Origin of the sequence: Pseudomonas sp. MYb541 (assembly GCF_037479595.1) — a bacterium.
Taxonomy (GTDB): Bacteria; Pseudomonadota; Gammaproteobacteria; order Pseudomonadales; family Pseudomonadaceae; genus Aquipseudomonas; species Aquipseudomonas canadensis.
In genome coordinates this window covers 79,590-100,491 of record NZ_JBBGYS010000004.1, presented here as the reverse complement: position 1 = coordinate 100,491, position 20,902 = coordinate 79,590, and the positions used below count along the sequence as shown (strand labels likewise).

The following is a 20,902-nucleotide window of genomic DNA, read 5'->3' as shown; positions in this document are numbered from 1 at the left end:
GTGAGATCGCTTTCGCAGGCAAGCCAGCTCCCACAGCTGAAATGCGTTCCCCTGTGGGAGCTGGCTTGCCTGCGAAGAGGCCCTAAAGGTCGCCCATGACTCTCCCGGCAAAGCCGAATACCCGCCTGCCCCCGCTCAAATCGACCAACTCAATCTCACGGCTTTGCCCCGGCTCAAATCGCACTGCCGTCCCCGCCGGAATGTTCAAACGCATGCCACGGCTCGCCGCACGATCAAACGTCAGCGCGTCATTGGTCTCGAAAAAATGGTAGTGCGAGCCCACCTGGATCGGCCGGTCGCCGCTGTTGGCCACGCTGAGGGTGACGGTACGGCGGCCGACATTCAGTTCGATGTCGCCAGGCTGGATCTGATATTCACCAGGAATCATGCAGGTTGCCCCAGGGTCTTGAAGTAGATGGCGGTCGGGCTGTAGCGCCCGTCCGGGCTTTGGCAGTAGTCAGGCAATTCGCCGATCTTGGTGTAACGCAGCGACTGGTAGAAGGCTTCGGCGGGTGAGCCGGCTTCGGTGTCCAGGTACAACAAACCGCGCTTGTGCTGGCGGGCGGCGAGTTCCAGGGTGTTCATCAATTGCTGGCCGAGGCCATGGCGTCGTGCGCTGCTGTGCACTAGCAGCTTCTGCACTTCGGCGCGGTTGAGGCCGTTGGCTTTCTGGCACAGTGCTAACTGCACACTGGCGATCACTTGTTCATCACGCACCACCACCCATAGCAGCAGGCTGGCGTCTTCGATGCTGGCCTGCACGCCGCGCAGATACTCGCGGGCCTGGGCCTCGTCGAAGTCGGCCATGAAACCAACAGAGGCGCCATGCTTGACCGCGTCCAGCAACAGCTCGATCAAGCCCAGACGGTAATGGGCAAAACTTTCCGCATTGACTCGACGCAGTTGCGCGGCGTTCATCGACGTCACTCCTTGGGCGGTTCGGCGCCCGGGTTCAAGGTCAGTTGCATAAAGGTCAGGTCCAGCCAGCGGCCAAACTTGATGCCTACTTGGGGCATTTGCCCGGTGGTGATGAAGCCTTGGCGTTCATGCAAGCGGATTGAGGCCTGGTTGCCACTTTCGATGGCAGCGACCATGACGTGTTTGCCACAGCCACGTGCGCGTTCGATCAGGGCTTCCATCAGGCGCGGGCCCACGCCTTTGCCGCGCTGGTCGCTGCGCACGTACACCGAGTGCTCCACGCTGTAGCGGAAGCCTTCGAACGGGCGCCAATCGCCAAACGAGGCGTAGCCGGTGACTTCACCGTTTTCCACCGAGACGAGGACCGGATAACCCTGGGCATGCCGCGCACTGAACCAGGCCTGGCGGTTGCCCAGGTCCACCGGTTGTTCGTTCCAGATCGCCGTGGTGTTCAGCACCGCGTCGTTGTAGATATCGCGGATCGCCGGCAAATCGTTTTGGGTTGCGTCACGAATCATTATCAGACCTCACGCAATCGGTTGGTGCACGGTGACCAGCTTGGTGCCGTCGGGGAAGGTGGCTTCCACCTGGATATCCGGGATCATTTCCGGGATTCCTTCCATCACTTGTTCGCGGCTGAGCAGGGTGGTGCCGAAGTGCATCAAGTCGGCCACGGTGCGGCCATCGCGAGCGCCTTCCATCAAGGCGGCGGAGATGTAGGCGATGGTTTCCGGGTAGTTGAGCTTCACCCCGCGTGCGAGGCGGCGTTCGGCCACAAGGCCTGCGGTGAAGATCAGCAGTTTGTCTTTTTCCCGTGGGGTCAGGTCCATGGTTCAAGTGCTCCAGATTCGGGGGGGGACGGCTTCACGGCCCAGTACTGCGGGGCGTAACAGGCGCCATAAATCGATCAGCCAAGCGCGAGCATGCAGCGCCTCGCTGGCCAGGCAGCGGGCGATCAGCAAGCCCGGCAATTGGGTCAGGTCACCGCGCACCGCGTGTGGCAGGGCGCGGCAGGTTTCGAGTAATTCAGTGTCGATATCGCCCGTCAGCAGCAACGTGGCAAACACCGGTTGCCCGTCCAGGCCGATGGGCGAATCGAGCAAACCGTCGGCGCCCACAATGCGCTGGCGCTCATGCCAGAGCAACTGGCCGTCGCGGCGGATATCCAGGTGCGATTGAAAATGGCCCAGGTCGAAGCGCTCGCCGCTGGCGGGGCGACCTAGAGCGACCACGTCCCAGTAGAACAACCGCGCATCACCCTGCAGATCGATACGCGTAGTGAGTTCGGCCTGGGCCGCGCTGAACACGATGGTTTCCTGGGGCAGCCATTCCAGCGTGGCGCCGGCTTCCACTGTCAGGTCGAGCTGTTGAAAAGCCGGCCCGCTGGCGCGATACCACTTGGCGGCGCCGGGGCTGGTCAGTTGCGCCCAGGCACCGGCGCCGACGTGGGCGCTGATGTCCAGGCGATCACCGCCGGCAATGCCTCCGGGCGGGTGCACGATGATGTGCTGGCACACCTCGGGGCCTTCGGCGTACAGGTGTTTTTGCACGCGCAGCGGGCCGAGGTGGCGGCGCATCACCGGCCGCGTGGTGTCGCCGAAGCGCGCATAGCCGAGTTCCAGCTCGGCGTGCCAGCTGGGGGTGAACAGGGCAGGAGTAACGGGCAGGTTCATGGCAGAGTGTTTATCGTTAGGAGGCTACAGATTAGATGGTTACCAAGCCGCGCACACCTTCGCTTTCCATATTTTCACCACGGCCCTGCTGCACGATTTCACCACGGGACATCACCAGGTATTGGTCGGCCAGTTCGGCGGCAAAGTCGTAAAACTGCTCTACCAACAGGATCGCCATATCGCCGCGCTCCGCCAGCTTCTTGATCACCGCACCGATCTCCTTGATCACCGACGGCTGGATGCCTTCGGTGGGTTCATCGAGGATCAGCAGTCGCGGTCGACTGGCCAGCGCGCGGCCGATCGCAAGCTGTTGCTGCTGCCCGCCGGACAGGTCACCGCCACGTCGGTGTTTCATCTGCAGCAACACCGGGAACAGCTCGTAGATGAACTCGGGCACTTCCTTGGCTTGCGAGCCGGGGAAGCGCGAGAGCCCCATCAGCAGGTTTTCTTCCACCGTCAGCCGCCCGAAAATCTCCCGGCCCTGTGGCACGTAGGCGATGCCGGCATGCACACGCTGGTGCGGCTTGAACCCGGTGATGGTTTTGCCTTCCCAATTCACCGCACCTTCTTTGGCTGGAAGCAAACCCATCAGGCATTTGAGCAAGGTGGTCTTGCCCACGCCGTTACGTCCGAGCAGGCAGGTGACTTCGCCGATCTTCACGTCAAACGACAGCCCGCGCAGGATGTGGCTACCGCCGTAGTATTGGTGCAACTTGTCGACTTGCAGCATGTTCAGCTCTCCTCAGCGACCGAGATAGACTTCGATCACCCGCTCATTTTCCTGCACCTGTTCCAGCGACCCTTCGGCCAGCACGCTGCCCTGGTGCAACACGGTGACGTGGTCGGCAATCGTGCCGACAAACCCCATGTCGTGTTCCACCACCATCAGCGAGTGCTTGCCCGCCAGGCGTTTGAACAGTTCGGCGGTGAATTCGGTTTCGGCGTCGGTCATGCCCGCCACCGGTTCATCCAGCAGCAACAGTTGCGGGTCCTGCATCAGCAGCATGCCGATTTCCAGGAACTGCTTCTGACCGTGGGACAGCAACCCGGCCTGACGCTCTGCAGAGGCGGTCAGGCGGATGGTGTCGAGCACTTCGTCGATACGGTCTTTCTGCTCGCCACTCAAGCGTGCGCGCAGGCTGGCCCACACGGATTTGTCGGTCTTCTGCGCCAGCTCCAGGTTTTCGAACACGCTCAGGGCTTCGAACACGGTGGGTTTCTGGAACTTGCGGCCGATGCCGGCTTGGGCGATCTGCACTTCGCTCAGGCGGGTCAGGTCCAGGTTTTCACCAAACCAGGCGGTGCCGTGGCTGGGCCGGGTCTTGCCGGTAATCACGTCCATCAGCGTGGTCTTGCCCGCGCCGTTGGGCCCGATGATGCAGCGCAGTTCACCGACGCCGATATAGAGGTTCAGGTTGTTGAGCGCCTTGAAGCCATCAAAGCTGACGCTGATATCTTCCAGGGTCAGGATGGTGCCATGGCGCGTGTTCAGGCCCTTGCCGGCCACTTGGCCGAGGCCGATGGCATCGCGGCCGGCGCCTGCATCGAAAATAGGTTCAAGCATGACGTTCCTCATTTCTTCAGCAGGCCGATGACGCCCTTGGGCAGGTACAGGGTGACGATGATGAACAGCGCGCCGAGAAAGAACAGCCAGTATTCCGGAAAGGCCACGGTGAACCAGCTCTTCATGCCATTGACCACGCCAGCGCCGAGCAGCGGGCCGATCAAGGTCCCGCGCCCGCCAAGAGCAACCCACACGGCGGCTTCGATGGAGTTGGTCGGTGACATTTCGCTGGGGTTGATGATGCCCACCTGCGGCACGTACAACGCACCTGCCAAGCCACATAGCACCGCGCTCAGTACCCATACGAACAGCTTGAAGCCGCGCGGATCGTAGCCGCAGAACATCAGGCGGTTTTCCGCATCACGCAGGGCGGTCAGCACTCGGCCGAACTTGCTGCGCGCCAGGCGCCAGCCGATGAACAGGCTCGCCACCAACAACAGCACCGTGGCCACAAACAACACCGCCCGTGTGCCAGGCTCGGTAATGCCGAAGCCGAGGATGCTGCGGAAATTGGTGAAGCCGTTATTGCCGCCAAAGCCGGTCTCGTTACGAAAGAACAGCAGCATCCCGGCAAAGGTCAGGGCCTGGGTCATGATCGAGAAATACACGCCCTTGATACGCGAGCGGAAGGCAAAGAAGCCGAACACCAGCGCCAGCAAGCCTGGCGCCAACACCACCAGGCACAGCGCCCAGAGGAAGTGCTGGGTGCCGACCCAATACCAGGGCAATTCGGTCCACGACAGGAAGGTCATGAACGCCGGCAACTCGTCGCCGGAGGCCTGGCGCATCAGGTACATGCCCATCGCGTAGCCACCGAGGGCGAAGAAAAGGCCGTGGCCGAGGGACAACATCCCGGCGTAGCCCCACACCAGATCCAGCGCCAGGGCGACGATGGCGTAGCAGAGGATCTTGCCCACCAGGGTCAGGGTGTAGGCCGACACATGCAACGGGTTTTCCGGTGACAGCAGTGAACATAATGGCAACGCCAGCAGCAGCGCGAGAATCACCACGCCCACCGCAATCGTCACCTTAGGGCCAGCCTTTTGCGTGGCCGTCAGCATCAATGGTTGGTTCATCAGTCGATCACCCGTCCTTTCAGTGCGAAGAGTCCCTGCGGGCGTTTCTGGATAAACAGAATGATCAGCGCGAGGATCAGGATCTTGCCGAGTACGGCGCCGATCTGCGGTTCCAGGATCTTGTTGGCGATGCCTAGGCCAAAGGCGGCCATGACGCTACCGGCCAACTGGCCTACACCGCCAAGTACGACCACTAGGAAGGAATCGATGATGTAGCTCTGGCCGAGGTCTGGGCCGACGTTGCCGATCTGGCTCAGCGCCACGCCGCCCAAACCTGCAATACCGGAGCCCAGGCCAAACGCGAGCATGTCCACACGTCCGGTGGGCACGCCGCAGCAGGCCGCCATGTTGCGGTTCTGGGTGACGGCACGCACGTTGAGGCCCAAGCGGGTCTTGTTCAGCAGCAGCCACGTCAGCACCACCACACACAGCGCGAAGGCGATGATCACGATGCGGTTGTACGGCAGCACCAGGTTGGGCAGCACTTGAATGCCACCGGACAACCATTCCGGGTTGGACACTTCGACGTTCTGCGCACCGAACAGCAATCGGACAAGCTGGATCAGCATCAGGCTGATGCCCCAGGTGGCGAGCAACGTTTCCAGTGGCCGACCGTAGAGGTGGCGAATCACCGTGCGCTCAAGGGCCATACCGATGGCGGCGGTGACAAAAAACGCCACGGGCAAGGCGATCAGCGGGTAGAACTCGATGGCTTGCGGCACGTAACGCTGCATCAGCAGTTGCACCACATACGTGGAGTAGGCGCCGAGCATCAGCATCTCGCCGTGGGCCATGTTGATCACACCGAGCAGGCCGAAGGTGATCGCCAAACCCAGGGCTGCCAGCAGCAAAATCGAACCAAGGGACATGCCGCTGAAGGCTTGCCCGAGGATTTCACCGAGCATCAACTTGCGTTTGACTTGGGCCAGGCTGGTTTCGGCGGCGGTGTGCACGGCGGCATCGGTTTCGACACCGGGGGCGAGCAGCGCCTCAAGACGCGTGCGCGCCAGTGGATCACCGGTGCTGCCCAACAGGCGTACGGCGGCAAGACGAACGACGGGGTCGGGGTCGACCAGTTGCAGGTTGGCCAGGGCCAGGCTGAGGGCGGTGTGCACGTCCTCGTTGGTCTCGGCGGCGACCTGCTGATCGAGGAATTTCAGTTGCGCCGGTTGTGCGCTTTTTTGCAGGGTCACCGCTGCGGCCAGGCGCACCTTGGGGTCGGCGGCGAGCAGTTGCTGGCTGGCTTGGACGTTGTCGATCAGGCTGCGCAGGCGGTTGTTCAGGCGCACGGTTTTGGTTTCACCGTTGAGCGTGAGTTGGCCTTGTTCAAGGGCGTCCACCAACTCGATGCGTGCTGGGTCGGGCTGGGTGGCCCAGTCCTGGAGCAGCTTCGCTTGTTGGCTGGGGTTGGCAGCCAGGAAGTCTTCGGCATCGCTGGCGTGTGCCGCGAAAGGCAGCAACAGCAGGGCCATAAGGATGAAGCGGTAAAAGGCAGTGGGCATAACAAAATGTCCTGATCATGCACGGACGGTGTGGGCACTGGCTCTGTGTGGGAGCTGGCTTGCCTGCGATGGCATCGCTGCGGTGTGTCAGGTACACCGAGTTGTTTGCATCGCAGGCAAGCCAGCTCCCACATTGACCGCGCCCGACATCTGGGCTTCGGTGGGGCTTAGTTACTCTTCACCGCATAGTCCGGCTTCTTGTCATTGCCCGGGATGTACGGGCTCCACGGCTGTGCCCGGATCGGTTCCTGGGTCTGCCACACTACCGAGAACTGCCCATCCGCCTGGATCTCGCCGATCATCACCGGCTTGTGCAGGTGGTGGTTGGTCTTGTCCATGGTCAGGGTGAAGCCCGAAGGCGCGGCGAACGTCTGCCCGGCCAGCGCTTCACGCACTTTGTCGACGTCGGTGGACTTGGCTTTCTCCGCCGCCTGCGCCCACATGTGGATGCCCACGTAGGTGGCTTCCATCGGATCGTTGGTCACAGCTTTGTCGGCACCTGGCAGGTTGTGTTTCTTGGCGTAGGCTTTCCAGTCGGCAACGAACTTCTTGTTCACCGGGTTCTCCACTGACTGGAAGTAGTTCCAGGCGGCGAGGTTGCCCACCAGCGGCTTGGTGTCGATGCCGCGCAGTTCTTCTTCACCTACGGAGAACGCCACCACCGGTACGTCGGTGGCCTTCAGTCCTTGGTTGGCCAGCTCTTTGTAGAACGGCACGTTGGAGTCGCCGTTCACGGTGGAGATCACCGCGGTCTTGCCGCCCGCCGAGAACTTCTTGATGTTGGCGACGATGGTCTGGTAATCGGCGTGGCCGAACGGGGTGTAGACCTCTTCGATATCTTTATCCGCTACGCCTTTGGCATGCAGGAACGAACGCAGGATCTTGTTGGTGGTGCGCGGGTAAACGTAGTCGGTGCCCAACAGGAAGAAACGCTTGGCCGCGCCGCCTTCTTCGCTCATCAGGTATTCCACGGCCGGGATCGCCTGCTGGTTCGGCGCCGCACCGGTATAGAACACGTTTGGCGACATCTCTTCGCCTTCGTATTGCACCGGGTAGAACAGCAGGCCGTTGAGTTCTTCGAACACTGGCAACACGGATTTACGCGACACCGAGGTCCAGCAACCGAACACCACCGCGACTTTGTCCTGGGTCAGCAATTGCCGGCCCTTTTCCGCGAACAGCGGCCAGTTCGACGCCGGGTCGACCACCACCGGCTCAAGCATCTTGCCGTTCACACCGCCTTTGGCGTTGATCTCGTCGATGGTCATCAGCGCCATGTCTTTGAGCGAGGTTTCGGAGATCGCCATGGTGCCGGACAACGAGTGCAGGATGCCGACCTTGATGGTCTCGGCGGCCTGGATCGTCCAGGTCATGCCCATGGCGGCAATGGACGCCGAAAGAGTGAAAGCCTTGATCAAGCTGCGACGCTTCATGGTGCGATCTCCGTGAACTCAAAATTGTTATGAGGGGGACAAAGTCGAGGAGGTGATTGCAAGCGCTGTGCCTAGTCGGGAAAAGGCACGAAATAGTCGCTTCGCCGCGTGTTGCGCACGGGTTGCGCACCATCAAATGGCAGGGCGGGGTGCCAGGTGCATCGCTATGCGCTACAACGGGGCGCGGTCAGCGCTTGCGCATCAGCCCGATGAAAAACCCCCCGCCAATCGCCGCCGTGGTCACGCCGATGGGCAGGTCTTCAGGGGCGATCAGCGTGCGCGCAGCCACGTCTACCCATACCAGGCACAGCCCGGACGCAAGGCTACAGAAAGCCTCTGCGTCGGGCATCTCGCTGATTTCATGCTGAACCCGAGGCAGATTCACGTTGCGCAAAAAAGCGCGACAGCACCAGGCGATCCAGCGCCCACACCGCAATCAAAGACGCGCCAACAAGAGGAAAAATGATCGCCAGGGCGAGCATGATCACCATCGCGGTTTTCCACTTTGGCAGGTCATGACGCAGCGGCGGAACGCCCAGGCCGCCTTGAGGCCGACGCTTCCACCAGATGACCACGCCGCTGACGGCGCTGAGCAGAATCATCAGGCAGATCAACAGCACGATGAGCTGATTGACCCAACCGAACATCTTGCCTTCGTGCAGCATCACGCCGGTCTCGGTGGCTCGCGCGACCAGGTTGTAATGTTCCCAACGCACATCGGCCAGCACCTTGCCGGTGTACTGGTCCACGTGCAGGGTGGCGTCGTTGCGTGGGTCGTTGGCGAACACCGCGACGGTGAATACACCTTCGGCGGTGGTGGGGAAGGTGATGCTGTAGCCGGGCTCGACGTGGCGTGCGTTGGCCAGGTCGACCACTTGTTGCAAGCGCAAGGTGGGCGCCGCCGGAGCTGAATGCATAGCGCCATGGTTCATGTGTTCGGCATGGTCGCCGGACATCGGCATCGGCGTGTTTTCCATGGCCCAGGGCACGGTCTGTTGGCTGGCCGTATTGAGCGCGCGTGCCTGCTGATCGGACTGCGGCACGTTGTTCCACATCGTCGCCGGGAAGGTGTTCCACAGGTCGGCATATTGCTTGCCCCAGAAGCCGGTCCAGGTCATGCCGCTCAGCAGCATCACCAGCAACAAGGACGCGCCCCAGAAACCGGTGACCGCATGCATATCGCGCCAAAGCACCCGGCCACGACTGTTGAAACGCGGCCACAGCACACCCGCCGAGGACTTGCCGCGTGGCCACCACAGGTACAGGCCCGACACCACCAGCATCACGCCCCAACCGGCGGCGAGTTCCACCAGGCGATCGCCGACGGTGCCGATCATCAGTTCGCCGTGCAGGGCGCGGGCGATGGCTTGCAGGTTGTATTTCGAGTCCTGCTCACCGAGGACCGTGCCGCGATAGGGATCGACGAACACGGTTACTTCGCGGCCTGCGTTGTGCATCACGAATTGCGCGCTGCTGGTGCTGTCGGCAGGGGGCAGGTATTTGCTGATCGCGGCGTTGGGGTAGGCGGTTTTGGCGCGTTGCAGTTGCTCGTCGGCGCTCATGACGTGCTCGGCGGTTTGGACCTTGAGCAGGTCGCCGTACATCAGTGGGTCGAGTTGGGGTTTGAACAGGTAGATGATGCCGGTCAGGGCCAGTAGCACCATGAATGGGGCAACGAAGAGGCCGGCGTAGAAGTGCCAGCGCCAGGCCAGGTTGTAGAAGGAGAGTTTTGGGGGGTTCATCAGGTGCTCCGCAAGGCTTAAAAATTGTTGTCTGTTATGCCGCCTTCGCGAGCAAGCCCGCTCCCACATTTGAAATGCATTCCAAACTGTGGGAGCTGGCTTGCCTGCGAAGCTTTTAGAAGCTCATCTCAACTTTGGTCCAGAGCGTGCGCCCCGGCTCCTTGATGGCCTGCGGGTCACTGGCCGGGTAGCCGAACCCGGCGTTGCCGGCCAGGTTCAAGTGCTCGGCGTAGGCCTTGCCGAACAGGTTGTCGACGCCGGTACTGACCTTGAAGTGCTTGTTGATGCGATACGCCGCGTTCAGCGAGAACACGCCAAAGCCGCCGCTCTTGTCGAAGTCCTTGCCGACCACGTTGCCCTTGTTCTGGTCGATGCGGTTTTGTGCGGCGACCGCACGCCACAGCGCGCCTGCGCTCCAGTCATCCTCGCTGTAGGTCAGGCCCAGGCGTGCGTCCAGCGGGGGCATTTGCGGCAGGGCTTTGCCGTCGCTGCTGTTCTTGCCCCAGGCGTAGGCGAGGGTGGCGTCGGCCTTCCAGTTGCTCGTCAGTTTGTACGCTGCGCCCAGTTCGCCGCCCATGATGCGGGCGTCGACGTTGCGGGCCTGGGAGGTGGTGCCCATCATTCCGGGCCGGTAGTCGAACAGGATGAAGTCCTGCACCCGACCGATGTAACCCGAAGCCCAGGCTTCCAAGTTTTCGGCTTTGTACTGCGCGCCGAAATCGAGCTGGGTGGTTTTCTCCGGCTTCACGCCGTCGAAGGCATTCACCGAGCCGGCCGCGCCGGTGTTGGGCGAAAACAGCTCCCAGTAGTCGGGGAAACGCTCCGAGTGGCCCAGGCCTGCATAGAGGGTGGTGGGGCTGTCGGCCAGGTCGTGTTCATAGCGCACGAAGCCGGAGGGCAAGGTGTCCGCGCGGGTGTTGTCAGCCGTCGGATTGGGGCGCGTCATCATGCCGGAACCGGTGCTCTGCCGGAAATCCTTGGCCGAGGCGCGGTCCAGGCGCGCGCCAGTGATCAGCCGTTCGCGGTCGGCGGCGTACCAGGTCAGTTCGCCAAACACACCATAGTTGTGGAAGTTGGCGTCCTTGACCCGTGGCAGGTCCTTGTAGGTATCGATGCCCATGCTGCTGCGCTGGCGGTGTTCGTTGGTCTGCGCATCCAGGCCGCTGATCAACTGCACATCGGCCCAGCGCCAGGTGGCCTTGATGCGCGCGCCGAGGGTGCGCCGGTCGACGTTGGATGCCATCGGCCCGGCCATCATGCCGGTGCCCGAGGGCGTGCGCAGGCTGTAGTTGTCCATCACATGGTCGGCGTAGTTGTAGTAGACCTGGGCTTCGACCTTGTCGAGGACTTCGCCAATGTTGGATTTTTCGAAACGCAGCCCCAGGCTTTCGCGCAGGAACTGCGAACCATCCATGCCGCGCCCGGCGTAGCGCGCTTCGCCATCGCCACGGCCGGCAGTGAGTTCCAGCAGGGTGTCGGCGTCGGGGGTGAAGCCTACAGCTACGTCGCCGTTCCATTTGTCGTAGCGCGAGGCGACGGTGTCGTTGTTGCCGTCCTTGTAGTCGTCGGCATGGGCCTGGTTGCCGATCACCCGCACATAGCCCAGCGGCCCCCCGGCGGCGGCATCAATGACTTTGTCGAAACGCCCGTTGGAACCGGCCAGCACGCTAGCGTTGAGCCGCGTACCCAGCTCGCCGAATTGCTCAGGCTCACGCTCGAACAGCACGGTGCCGGCCGACGCGCCAGGGCCCCATAGCACGGTCTGCGGGCCTTTGATTACGGTGAGTTTGTCGTAGGTTTCCGGTGAGATGTACGAGGTGGGCGCATCCATGCGGCCCGGGCAGGCGCCAAGCATCATGCTGCCATTGGTGAGGATATTCAGGCGCGAGCCGAACATGCCGCGCAGCACTGGGTCGCCATTGGTGCCGCCATTGCGCACCAGGGCGAAGCCGGGGATGGTCTTGAGATAATCGCCGCCATCGCTGGCGGGCACCGGTTGGCGCGGGTCTTTCGGGTTGGTGATCACGGTCAGCGGTGAGCTGGGGGCGATCGCGGTAATGACGGTGGGGCTCAATTCATTTTCGTCGGCATGAGCCATTGGAGCCAGCAGTGCGCCGCACAGAACGGCGAACACGGGAGTACATCCCAAACGGGTGTCAGCAGAAAACCTGGACATGACAAATTCCATCAATCAATCGTAAACAACACGGCCAGCAGCCTGCGGCTGTCTGTCTAAAGTCGGCCGGGGTGAAGTAACGCTGTGAAGTGCTTACGAAGCGATGGGCGGCGCGCGGCTGCGGGCGCCGGGGAAGATGCTTTGCCGGGCATGGCCCAGGCGCGTGGCGGGGGTGAGGGCGTTGGCGGGCGGCGGACTGCTCTGGGTGAAGGTTGAAACGCCGCCGGGCAAGGCGGGGCAGCTGTAGAGCAGGTCGCAATAGCCGCACTTGGACCAGAGGGCGTGGTGTTCGTCAGGGGTTTTCTTGTGATGGGAGTCGCCGTGGTCCATCGGCATGTCCATCGACATACCGGCGTGATGGTCCATCGGCATCGCTTGGGAAATCAGCGGACCGATAAAGATCATCAGCATGGCGAACAGGCTGATCCAACCGCCGCGCCTTACGCGGGCGTGTGGGGAGAGCCTGGCGCGAGGGGCGCCCATTACGTGTCAGTCTATTGCGGGTGCTTGTGTGCGTGGCCGGCCATCGGCGGTACTTTCTGTACCGACACTTGCACCGCGACCTTGCCGGCTTTTTCGAAGGTCAGGGTCAGCGGGAATTGCTTGCCGTCGGCCAACAGGCTGCGGTCTTTGAGGCCGAGCAGCATCACGTGGTAGGCCATGGGCGCGAAGGTCAGGTCACCCTTGGCCGGTACGGCGACGCTGGGCACTTGCTGCATCTTCATCAGGTCGCCCTGCATGACGTGTTCATGCAGCTCGGCCTTTTCCGCCACTGGCGTTTCGACGCTGAGCAGGCGGTCCGGGGATTCGCCGGTGTTATGAATCACAAAATAGGCAGCGACAGTCGGCGCATTCGGCGGCAACTCCTGGGACCAGGGTTCGCTGACCACTAGGTCACCGGACTTGTAGTCCTCGGCATTGGCAGCACTGAACACCGGCAGCAGCAACGCAGCCAGAAGCAGGGAAGATTTGAGCATGGCAGTTCTCCAGAACGGTTCTAAACGCAGTTCACTTGCGAAGAAAATCAGACCGTTGGAGAGGCGCGGGGGTTGAGGCTTGGCCATTGCTGGCGCGGGGTCGGGCTTTGCAGCCGGGGCGACGGCAAGCTCTGGGAGGTACTGAATTGGGTGAGATACAACTGCGGCACATGCCCCGGCAACGCCACCAACGGCGCCGAGCCCGAACAACACCAGCAATGCTGCATGGTGGAGTGATCGTCCTGCTGCGGCACCGGAATCTCCAGCTTGCCCAGGGCGATGGTCTTGAGCGTAGCGCCATTGGAGGAACAGAAACTGCCCCACAGCAACTGCTGCACCGGGTCCTGGGACTGTTGCATCGCGCTGGCCATCGGCATGGCAAAGGCGTTGAACAGCACTGCGAGGCAGGCGATCCAGGCGATTGCGAAGCGTTGACGGGCCATGGCGGACAATCCGTAGGGTTAAACGATCAGGGGGTATTTAGCCTGATCGTAGGAGATAAGTAAAAACAGGGCATGTGGTTTGGTGTCGCAGTGCTATCAGATAGCGGTGGCGTGGAGCTTGAGGCCCAACGCTTTCATGACTTTCATGATAGTCGCGAATTCGGGATTGCCAGTGGCGGAGAGGGCCTTGTATAGGCTTTCGCGGCCGAGGCCAGCGTCGCGGGCGATTTGGGTCATGCCTTGGGCGCGGGCGATGTTGTTGAGGGCTGAACGAATCAGCAAGCCGTCGCCGGAGTCCTCTTCGAAAGAGGCTTCAAGGTACTCTGCCATGTCCTCGGGAGTCTTGAGGTAGTCCGCGACGTCGAAATCTGTAAATTCAGTCATGGGTTATTCCTTTTTTCAAAGTCTTCTGCAATTTTCTTTGCGTGTTGGATGTCACGCTTCTGGGTTGATTTGTCGCCTCCTATCAACAGTAGGTAAACCACATCGCCCTTGCGCGTGAAGTAAATTCGGTATCCGGGACCATAGTGGATGCGCATTTCTGATACGCCGTTTCCTACTGACTCACAGTCTCCAAAATTCCCATATGTTGCGTTGTCTAACCGTGTTATCACACGTGCACGAGCAGCATTACAGCGCAATGAAACTAGCCACTCCTGAAATTCCTTCGATTTTTTGAAATGAATCATCGCTGATCGTATTCCTTGGGATACAGCCTGGCAAGTTGCGATGCACTGTAAAAGCAGGCATCCCCATTGAGGCTATTTGACGCGAAACTGCGAGGGGGGAGGTTAGGGCGGGGGCTTTTGGCTGAGCCAGCCAGCAGGTTCGGAAGTGTTTGTAGGGGGATTCGGCTTTTATGAGAAGGCCAAATGGTTGGCCATTTAGCGGGTTATTTGAAACAAGAGAAATTGTTCTGCGTTGCGCAGTTGATTGAGCTGGCGAAGGTGCTGGCTGATCGCGTACACGGCACGTCCTCACTGTAGGCGCCGGCTTGCCGGCGATGAGGTCCCTGAGACTTGCGGTGAGCGTGCGGGCCTCATCGCTGGCAAGCCAGCGCCTACAAGGATTGCAGTGTTTGCAGGAGGTCTTGCACGTTGGTGAACTCTCGGTCGACGGTAGCCAGAGCGGGGCGTTTCAATACAAGCACCGGCACGCCTCGCTCTCTTGCCACTTCCAGCTTTGGTTCTGTGGCGGTGCTACCGCTGTTCTTGCTGATCAACACATCAATCCCACGGCGCCTGAACAGCGCGCGCTCATCCTCAATCAAAAACGGCCCCCGCGCCCCGATCACTTCACACCGCTCATTCCCCGGATACACATCCAGCGCACGCAGTGTCCAGAACTGCTCCGGCGGGATCTCATCAAGATGCTGCAACGGCTCACGCCCCAACGTGAACAGCGGGCGCTTGAAGGGCTTGAGTGCTTCAATCAACGAGGCCCAATCACTGACTTCCCGCCAATCATCCCGCGCCTGCGGCTGCCACGCCGGGCGGCGCAACGCCCAACACGGCACACTGCTCAACCGAGCAGCCTCGGCCGCATTGCGGCTGATCTGCGCCGCGTACGGATGGGTCGCGTCGAGAATCAGGCTAATCCCCTCATTCCGAACAAACTGCGCCAAGCCCTCGGGCCCGCCGTAACCGCCCACCCGCACTTGGCATATCAGGTCAGTCGGCACTCGGCCCACACCGGCCAAACTGTAGATATGTTCCGGGCCCAACGTACGGGCAATGGCCAGCGCTTCAGTCACGCCGCCCAACAACAGGATGCGTTTCATAGCGGCTTGACCACTTCCAGCAACGTGATCGGCAGCGCCTGTCGCCACGTATCGAATTCGCCCAGCGGCTGGGCCTGGGCGACATGGATACGCGTCAGTTCTCCGCCATAACGCGCACGCCAGTCCATCAAGGTCATTTCGCTTTGCAGGGTCACAGCATTGGCGACCAGCCGCCCGCCCGGCCGCAGGTGTTGCCAGCAGGTCTCGAGCACGCCGTCGCGGGTGACGCCGCCGCCGATGAAGATGGCGTCCGGTGCCTCCAGGCCGCTTAAAGCCTCGGGCGCTTTGCCGCGAACCAGTTGCAGGCCCGGCACGCCCAGGGCGTCGCGGTTGTGTTCGATCAGGCCTTGGCGACCTTCATCCGCTTCAATCGCCACTGCACGGCAACTCGGATGAGCGCGCATCCATTCAATACCAATGGAGCCACTGCCGGCGCCCACGTCCCACAGCAGTTCGCCGGGCATCGGCGCGAGGCGGGCGAGGGTCATGGCGCGTACATCGCGTTTGGTCAGTTGACCGTCGTGTTTGAACGCCGAATCGGGCAGGCCAGCCAGACGTGACAGGCGCACAGCCTGCGGGTCAGACACGCAGTCGATGGCAACCAGATTCAAATCGGCGATTGGCGCGTGCTGCCAATCAACCGCCAGCCCGTCGATGCGCCGCTCGTCCGCGCCACCCAAATGTTCAAACACGCTCAAGCGGCTCGGCCCAAACCCGCACGAAGCCAACAAAGCGGCAATCAACGCCGGACTGCGACCGTCATTGCTCAACACCAACAAGCGCACGCCACTGGCCAGATGCGCATTCAGCGCCGCCAGCGGCCGGGCGACCACGGACAGCGTCACCACTTCCTGCAACGGCCAACCCAACCGCGCTGCCGCCAACGACACCGACGAAGGTGTCGGCAAGATTAGCAATTCATTCGCCGCCACCTGCCGTGCCAGACTCGCGCCCACGCCATAGAACATCGGGTCCCCACTGGCCAACACACACACCGGCTCGCCACGCCGCGCCAGCACCGGTTCCAGGGAAAACGGGCTCGGCCATAACTCCCGCTCGCCGCGAATACACACCGGCAACAGGTCCAACTGGCGCTGAGCACCTATAATCCGCGTGGCGCGCAACAGGGCATGCCGGGCATTCCTGCCCAGCCCCTTGAAGCCGTCTTCACCGATGCCTACAACCGTCAGCCAGGGCGACATAACAATTCCTTGAACGACATCCGACGGGCAGGCTTTTCATGCCGCCGGACAAAGCAGGCATAATACCGCGCCTTTACCCATCAACCGGTAGCCCCGTGAACCCAACGCCCGCTGTGAATACCTTGCGCCCCTCGGCTTGTCCGGGGTTGCTGCGTATTGTCCAGGCGTTGGATGGCGGCATTTGCCGGATCAAATTGGCCGGTGGTTCGATCCGCGCCGCCCAGGCCCACGCGGTGGCGGATGCCGCCCAGGCCTATGCCGGTGGGGTGATCGAGGCGACCAACCGCGCCAATCTGCAGATTCGCGGGATCGGTGCCGAGGAGGGGGCTTTGATCGCCCTGCTGCTGGCCGCAGGCCTTGGCCCCAACAATGCCGCCGGCGACGATGTACGCAACCTGATGCTCAGCCCCAGCGCAGGGATCGACCCGCAGATGCTGTTCGACACCCGCCCGCTGGCCGATGAAATCCTCGCCACCCTGCAAAACCACCCACGTTTCCATGAACTGTCAGCCAAGTTCGCCATACAGCTGGATGGCGGCGAAGCCCTGGCGATGCTCGAGCATCACCACGACCTGTGGCTGTCGGCCTTCATCCGCAATGGCCAGACGCTCCTCGCCTTTGGCCTGGCGGGTTGCCCGGGGCTGGATGCGCCGCTGGCCGCCGTGCCGCTCGAGCAGGGGCATGCGCTGGTGGTGGCCGTGCTGGAGGCGTTCCTCGACCTGGCCAGCCCGGAACAAACCCGCATGCGGCATTTGGCTGTGGATAACTTGCTGGGGCATCTGAGCCTGCCATTACTGTCGGCCGATGGCTTCAAACGCCAGCCCAGCGGGGCTTTGCTGCACCTCGGTACGTATCCACAGGAGCAAAAGAATCAGTTTTATGTTGCCGCCATCGCACCCTTGGGCCGCCTGGACGCGACGATGCTCAAAAGCGCCGCACACCTGGCCAGTGAGTACGGCGACGGCACCTTGCGCTTCACCCCTTGGCAAGGTGTGCTGTTGCCCAACGTCGAAAAACCGCACGCCGTGACCGAGCGCCTGGCGCAACTGGGCTTCCTTTGCACCATCGACCAACCCCTGGCGCGAATGACCGCCTGCACCGGCTCCAGCGGCTGCGGCAAGGCCCTGGCCGACACCAAGGCCGACGCCGTGCAACTCGCTGCTCTGGACACCGGGCACAACGTGCACCTGTCCGGCTGCCCACGCTCCTGCGCCGCCGCACATACCGCGCCGGTGACCTTGCTGGCGGTGAGCCCCGGCCACTACGACCTCTATTTTCGCGAGGCAGCCCACCCCGATTTCGGCCGGCTGCACGCACGCAACCTTTCTATTGAAGCGACGGGCGCCTTGCTGCGCGCCCGCCCACGGAGCAACACCGATGATTGATTACATCCGCGACGGTCAGGAGATCTATCGCAACTCCTTCGCCATTATTCGCGCGGAAGCCAAGTTGGACCGCATCCCGGCTGATTTGGAGAAACTTGCGGTGCGGGTGATTCATGCCTGCGGCATGGTCGACGCCATCGACGGCCTGCAGTTCTCCGAGGGCGCGGGCAAGGCCGGGCGCGATGCGCTCGCCGCTGGCGCGCCGATCCTGTGCGATGCGCGGATGGTTTCCGAAGGTGTGACCCGCGCACGCTTGCCGGCCAATAACCCAGTGATCTGCACCCTGCGCGACGACAGCGTGCCGGAGCTGGCGCGCGAACTCGGTAACACCCGTTCCGCTGCCGCCCTTGAACTGTGGCGTCCGCACCTGGAAGGCAGCGTGGTGGTGATCGGCAATGCGCCGACCGCGTTGTTCTATCTGCTGGAAATGCTGGATGCGGGCGCGCCGAAACCGGCGTTGATCCTCGGTTTTCCGGTCGGTTTTGTCGGCGCTGCCGAGTCCAAGGCAATGCTCGCCGCCGATAGTCGTGGTGTGCCGTTCGTGATCATGCAGGGCCGCCTGGGCGGTAGCGCCATGGCCGCCGCCGCGGTGAATGCCCTGGCCACGGAGGTCGAATAATGCCGGCACGCGGACGTTTGATCGGCCTGGGCGTAGGCCCCGGTGACCCGGAACTGATCACCCTCAAGGCCCTGCGCCTGCTGCGTGAGTCGCCCGTGGTGGCGTACTTCGTGGCCAAGGGCAAGAAGGGCAACGCCTTTGGCATCATCGAAGATCACCTGGTGCCGCAACAGACGCTGATGCCGCTGGTGTACCCGGTGACCACCGAAGTGTTGCCGGCGCCGATGTCCTACGAGCAGGTGATCAGCGATTTCTACGACGCCGCCAGCGTTGACGTCGCCGCACATCTGGACGCCGGCCGTGACGTGGCGGTGATCTGCGAAGGTGACCCGTTCTTCTACGGCTCCTACATGTACCTGCACGACCGCCTCGCCGAGCGCTATGAAGCGCAGGTGATTCCTGGCGTGTGTTCGATGCTCGGCGGTGCCTCGGTGCTGGGTGCGCCGTTGGTGTATCGCAATCAGAGCCTGTCAGTTCTTTCGGGTGTATTGCCCCATGAAGACCTCAAGCGCCGCCTGGCGGATGCCGATGCGGCCGTGATCATGAAGCTGGGTCGCAACTTCCCGAAAGTGCGTCAGGTGCTGGAAGACCTTGGCCTGGCCGGGCGTGCGCTGTATGTGGAGCGCGCCACCATGGCGAACCAGAAGATCGTGCCGCTGGATCAGGTCGACCCGTCGTCGTCGCCGTACTTCTCGCTGATCATCGTGCCCGGTGAACGGTGGCAAGGTTGATGAGCCCGGCGATTGTCATTCTGGGCCAGGGCAGCCTGGCCACTGCGCGCAAGATCCAGCAGGTCTACCCCGGTGCGTTGATCCATGGCCTGGCCGGACGGGTCGACGGCGCGGACCAGACCTACAGTGAATTCGGCGCGACCCTGCGTCTGCTCTATCAGCAAGGCACGCCGCTGATTGCGCTGTGCGCGGCGGGTATCGTCATTCGTACCTTGGCGCCGCTGCTGTTGGAAAAAGGCGAAGAACCCGCCGTGCTGGCCGTGGCCGAAGACGGCAGCGCGGTGGTGCCGTTGCTCGGCGGCCTTGGCGGTGTGAACGTGATGGCGCGCGAAATCGCCGCTGCGTTGAACGTAGCCGCTGCGATCACTACCAGTGGCGAGCTGCGTTTTGGCACCTGCCTGCTCAACCCGCCTGCGGGTTATGAACTGGCCGACCTGGAACTGGGCAAGCGTTTCGTCTCCGACCTGCTGGCCGGCGAAAGCGTGCGCATCGAAGGCGCCGCGCCGTGGCTGGACCAGGCCAACCTGCCCCAGGACCAACAGGCACGCCTGGCGATTCATGTGGGCAGTACCGAGCGCGCGCCTGCCGCCAATGAATTGCTGATCTACCCGAAGAACATCAGCGTGACCTGCAAGCCAGGTGCGCAGTTGGCTGAGCGTGTGCGCACTGGGTTGCATGAGGCGGGCATCGCCGTGCAATCCCTGGCGTGCCTGTTGGCCAGTGATACACAGATGGCCGAAGCGTCGTTGCATGAGGCAGCGTTGAAGCTGGGTGTACCGCTACGGTTTGCCAGCGTCACCCAGGACGTCGATATTGTCATCAACGTTGCCGAGCAACCCCTGGACCTGTCGCAAGTCGGCCGTGTGCGTGGCCGCTTGGCCGTGATCGGCCTGGGCCCCGGCGCCGCTGAGTTGATGGTGCCAGCGGTCAAGGCTGAACTGGCACGCTGCACCGATGTGTTGGGTTACGAAACCTACGTGCGCATGGCCGGGCCCTTCCGTGACGACCAGGTGCAGCATTGCACCGACAACCGCGAAGAAATGCAGCGTGCCCGCCACGCCTTTGAACTGGCGGCCCAAGGTCGCTCGGTGGTTGTTGTGTCGTCCGGCGATCCCGGCGTGTTCGCCATGGCCGCTGCGGTAATCGAAGCCCTGCACGAATCCAGCGATCCAGCCTGGCATCAGGTCGACCTGGAAATCCTGCCGGGCGTTTCGGCCTCGCTCGCCACCGCCGCCCAGGCGGGCGCGCCGTTGGGGCATGACTTCTGCGTGATGTCGCTGTCGGATAACCTCAAGCCTTGGTCGATCATTGAAAAACGCCTGGACCTGGCGTCCCAGGCCGACCTGGCGCTGGCGTTCTACAACCCGATTTCGCGTTCACGTCCGTGGCAGCTGGGGCGTGCTCTGGAAATCGTCGCGCTGCATCGCACGCCCGAAACGCCGGTGGTGCTGGGCCGTGATATCGGTCGGCCGGGGCAGACCCTGCGTGTCACCACGCTGGGGCAACTGACGCCGGAGCAGGTGGACATGCGCACCATGGTGCTGATCGGTTCGTCCACCACCGTCACCTTCCCGCGTGCCGGTGGCGGTGAGTGGGTGTACACACCGCGCTGGTACGGCGAGAAACCCGCCACCTGAAAACCGCCCTTCAGGTGTCTGAAAACTCCGAATGACCCAGGGAT

24 protein-coding genes are annotated in these 20,902 nt (G+C 62.3%); 4 read left to right on the top strand and 20 right to left on the bottom strand.

Annotated features, from left to right (window positions below):
* Positions 1-82: 82 nt before the first annotated feature.
* From WH299_RS03875 to cbiE, 20 genes are all read right to left on the bottom strand, one after another.
* The gene (locus tag WH299_RS03875; RefSeq protein ID WP_078046645.1) at positions 83-388 is read right to left on the bottom strand and encodes an urease subunit beta; all 306 of its coding nucleotides are present in this window, start codon (positions 386-388) and stop codon (positions 83-85) included.
* Positions 385-918: a GNAT family N-acetyltransferase gene (locus tag WH299_RS03870; protein ID WP_068935298.1), complete on the bottom strand. Its 534-nt coding sequence runs from the start codon at positions 916-918 to the stop codon at positions 385-387. The genes WH299_RS03875 and WH299_RS03870 overlap by 4 nt, the downstream gene beginning before the upstream one ends.
* A gap of 5 nt (positions 919-923) precedes the next feature.
* On the bottom strand, positions 924-1,436 hold the full coding sequence (locus WH299_RS03865) for a GNAT family N-acetyltransferase (protein WP_122730629.1): 513 nt from the start codon (positions 1,434-1,436) through the stop codon (positions 924-926).
* A 9-nt stretch (positions 1,437-1,445) separates the two neighbouring features.
* Positions 1,446-1,748 carry an urease subunit gamma gene (locus WH299_RS03860; RefSeq protein WP_010213535.1) on the bottom strand — a complete coding sequence of 101 codons (303 nt, stop codon included), beginning with the start codon at positions 1,746-1,748 and terminating at the stop codon, positions 1,446-1,448.
* 3 nt (positions 1,749-1,751) lie between these two features.
* Complete coding sequence (locus tag WH299_RS03855) at positions 1,752-2,591, bottom strand: urease accessory protein UreD (RefSeq protein WP_122730631.1); 840 nt, start codon at positions 2,589-2,591, stop codon at positions 1,752-1,754.
* Positions 2,592-2,622: 31 nt separating this feature from the next.
* Entirely contained in the window at positions 2,623-3,321 is a 699-nt protein-coding gene (gene urtE, locus WH299_RS03850; protein ID WP_028615555.1) for an urea ABC transporter ATP-binding subunit UrtE, read from the bottom strand.
* 12 nt (positions 3,322-3,333) lie between these two features.
* Positions 3,334-4,167: an urea ABC transporter ATP-binding protein UrtD gene (gene urtD / locus WH299_RS03845; protein WP_164393895.1), complete on the bottom strand. Its 834-nt coding sequence runs from the start codon at positions 4,165-4,167 to the stop codon at positions 3,334-3,336.
* Positions 4,164-5,231 (bottom strand): urea ABC transporter permease subunit UrtC, encoded by a 1,068-nt coding sequence (gene urtC / locus WH299_RS03840; protein WP_338573282.1) that lies wholly within the window; start codon positions 5,229-5,231, stop codon positions 4,164-4,166. Before urtC ends, urtD begins: the two co-directional genes overlap by 4 nt.
* Positions 5,231-6,733: an urea ABC transporter permease subunit UrtB gene (urtB, locus tag WH299_RS03835; RefSeq protein ID WP_323623079.1), complete on the bottom strand. Its 1,503-nt coding sequence runs from the start codon at positions 6,731-6,733 to the stop codon at positions 5,231-5,233. Before urtB ends, urtC begins: the two co-directional genes overlap by 1 nt.
* Positions 6,734-6,900: 167 nt before the next feature.
* Positions 6,901-8,166, bottom strand: coding sequence for an urea ABC transporter substrate-binding protein (urtA, locus tag WH299_RS03830; protein WP_122730638.1), 1,266 nt, complete (start codon positions 8,164-8,166; stop codon positions 6,901-6,903).
* 187 nt (positions 8,167-8,353) lie between these two features.
* On the bottom strand, positions 8,354-8,551 hold the full coding sequence (locus tag WH299_RS03825; RefSeq protein ID WP_375538875.1) for an iron chelate uptake ABC transporter family permease subunit: 198 nt from the start codon (positions 8,549-8,551) through the stop codon (positions 8,354-8,356).
* On the bottom strand, positions 8,526-9,908 hold the full coding sequence (locus WH299_RS03820; protein ID WP_339549635.1) for a PepSY-associated TM helix domain-containing protein: 1,383 nt from the start codon (positions 9,906-9,908) through the stop codon (positions 8,526-8,528). Before WH299_RS03820 ends, WH299_RS03825 begins: the two co-directional genes overlap by 26 nt.
* 115 nt (positions 9,909-10,023) lie before the next feature.
* The gene (locus WH299_RS03815; RefSeq protein ID WP_339549634.1) at positions 10,024-12,084 is read right to left on the bottom strand and encodes a TonB-dependent copper receptor; all 2,061 of its coding nucleotides are present in this window, start codon (positions 12,082-12,084) and stop codon (positions 10,024-10,026) included.
* Between the two features lie 93 nt (positions 12,085-12,177).
* On the bottom strand, positions 12,178-12,567 hold the full coding sequence (locus WH299_RS03810; RefSeq protein WP_028615562.1) for a DUF2946 domain-containing protein: 390 nt from the start codon (positions 12,565-12,567) through the stop codon (positions 12,178-12,180).
* 11 nt (positions 12,568-12,578) lie between these two features.
* Positions 12,579-13,061: a copper chaperone PCu(A)C gene (locus WH299_RS03805; protein ID WP_305383463.1), complete on the bottom strand. Its 483-nt coding sequence runs from the start codon at positions 13,059-13,061 to the stop codon at positions 12,579-12,581.
* A 47-nt stretch (positions 13,062-13,108) separates the two neighbouring features.
* Positions 13,109-13,504 carry a DUF2946 domain-containing protein gene (locus WH299_RS03800; protein ID WP_339549633.1) on the bottom strand — a complete coding sequence of 132 codons (396 nt, stop codon included), beginning with the start codon at positions 13,502-13,504 and terminating at the stop codon, positions 13,109-13,111.
* Positions 13,505-13,600: 96 nt separating this feature from the next.
* Positions 13,601-13,888, bottom strand: coding sequence for an addiction module antidote protein (locus tag WH299_RS03795; RefSeq protein WP_122730648.1), 288 nt, complete (start codon positions 13,886-13,888; stop codon positions 13,601-13,603).
* Complete coding sequence (locus tag WH299_RS03790) at positions 13,885-14,193, bottom strand: type II toxin-antitoxin system RelE/ParE family toxin (protein WP_122730649.1); 309 nt, start codon at positions 14,191-14,193, stop codon at positions 13,885-13,887. Before WH299_RS03790 ends, WH299_RS03795 begins: the two co-directional genes overlap by 4 nt.
* Before the next feature lie 371 nt (positions 14,194-14,564).
* Positions 14,565-15,284 (bottom strand): cobalt-precorrin-6A reductase, encoded by a 720-nt coding sequence (locus WH299_RS03785; RefSeq protein ID WP_339549631.1) that lies wholly within the window; start codon positions 15,282-15,284, stop codon positions 14,565-14,567.
* Positions 15,281-16,486, bottom strand: a complete 1,206-nt coding sequence (cbiE, locus tag WH299_RS03780) for a precorrin-6y C5,15-methyltransferase (decarboxylating) subunit CbiE (RefSeq protein WP_339549630.1) — start codon at positions 16,484-16,486, stop codon at positions 15,281-15,283. The genes WH299_RS03785 and cbiE overlap by 4 nt, the downstream gene beginning before the upstream one ends.
* Before the next feature lie 38 nt (positions 16,487-16,524).
* Here cbiE and cobG point away from each other — a divergent pair, with 38 nt between their 5' ends.
* From cobG to cobJ, 4 genes are read left to right on the top strand one after another with little or no spacing between them, the layout of a single operon-like run.
* Positions 16,525-17,871: a precorrin-3B synthase gene (cobG, locus tag WH299_RS03775; RefSeq protein ID WP_126569605.1), complete on the top strand. Its 1,347-nt coding sequence runs from the start codon at positions 16,525-16,527 to the stop codon at positions 17,869-17,871.
* On the top strand, positions 17,864-18,490 hold the full coding sequence (locus WH299_RS03770; RefSeq protein WP_016976987.1) for a precorrin-8X methylmutase: 627 nt from the start codon (positions 17,864-17,866) through the stop codon (positions 18,488-18,490). Before cobG ends, WH299_RS03770 begins: the two co-directional genes overlap by 8 nt.
* Positions 18,490-19,221, top strand: a complete 732-nt coding sequence (locus WH299_RS03765; protein WP_122730656.1) for a precorrin-2 C(20)-methyltransferase — start codon at positions 18,490-18,492, stop codon at positions 19,219-19,221. Before WH299_RS03770 ends, WH299_RS03765 begins: the two co-directional genes overlap by 1 nt.
* Entirely contained in the window at positions 19,221-20,858 is a 1,638-nt protein-coding gene (cobJ, locus tag WH299_RS03760; protein ID WP_339549627.1) for a precorrin-3B C(17)-methyltransferase, read from the top strand. The genes WH299_RS03765 and cobJ overlap by 1 nt, the downstream gene beginning before the upstream one ends.
* Positions 20,859-20,902: the final 44 nt, after the last annotated feature.